This window comes from Rhodoplanes roseus (genome assembly GCF_003258865.1).
In the GTDB taxonomy this organism is placed as follows: Bacteria; Pseudomonadota; Alphaproteobacteria; order Rhizobiales; family Xanthobacteraceae; genus Rhodoplanes; species Rhodoplanes roseus.
In genome coordinates, this window is the sequence record NZ_NPEX01000613.1 from 1 (window position 1) to 854 (window position 854).

The window sequence follows — 854 nt, forward strand, 5'->3', positions numbered from 1 at the left end:
GCGGTGTCGGCCTGCACCGTGACGGTGCCGGAGCCCATCCAGGCGGCCGGGACGACGATCGGCCCGTAAGTCCCGGCTTTGGCCAGGACCGTGACGTTGAAGATGCCGATGTCGAGCTGCGCGATCGTATCGAGCGCCTTCTGCACCGAGGCGAAAGCCGAAGCCCAGCGGCGGCCGGTGTTCTGGTCGGAACCGGTCGCCGCGTCGACGAAGTAGTAGCGATCGGCCGGGAGGCGCTCGCGCGGCGCGCTGGCCTCGACCTGCGCGACACTTCGCGGCCGCCAGGAGAAGCCGGTCTTCTCGGCGCCCGCTTCGAGCTGCGCCGCATAGAACGTGATCGGGATCGATCCAGACGACGAGGTCAGCGACGCCGTCAGCTCGACCTCGAGCCCCTTCGTGGCCGAGGTCGGGAGATCGAATGTCGCCGCCTTCTCGATGATCCCGGTGTCGAGGACCCATGTGCCCGAGGCGACGAGGGTCCGGGTCGGCGAAGCGACCGTGCCGAACGAGTCCAGCGCGGCCGGCACGTAGGCGGCCCAGCCGATCGACAGCCCAGCCGGGCCGTCGATCGCGATCGATAGCGTCACCGGCGATTCCGGGGCCGCGAGGTCGCGGATGTCGTCCGACAGAATCTGCTGCGACAGGTGCGCCACGACGGCGCTCGGCCCCACCGTGAGCTGCAGCGCCGCAGCGTAGCGCGAGGTCGACGTCGGCGCGCCGAGCTGCTGCACCAGGACCGCGCTGCCGGTGGACCAGGCGAACCACCGATCGAGAATCGGCGTGCGGTCGCCGCCGGCGGCGATCTGCGTCACGCCGCCGCCGGCGCGGCGATCGAAGCGGAAGTCGCCGTTCGC

1 pseudogene is annotated in these 854 nt (G+C 71.1%); it reads right to left on the reverse strand.

Going from position 1 to position 854, the window contains the following annotated elements:
* Positions 1-854 (reverse strand): annotated as a pseudogene (locus tag CH341_RS34700) (hypothetical protein); the annotation flags it as partial.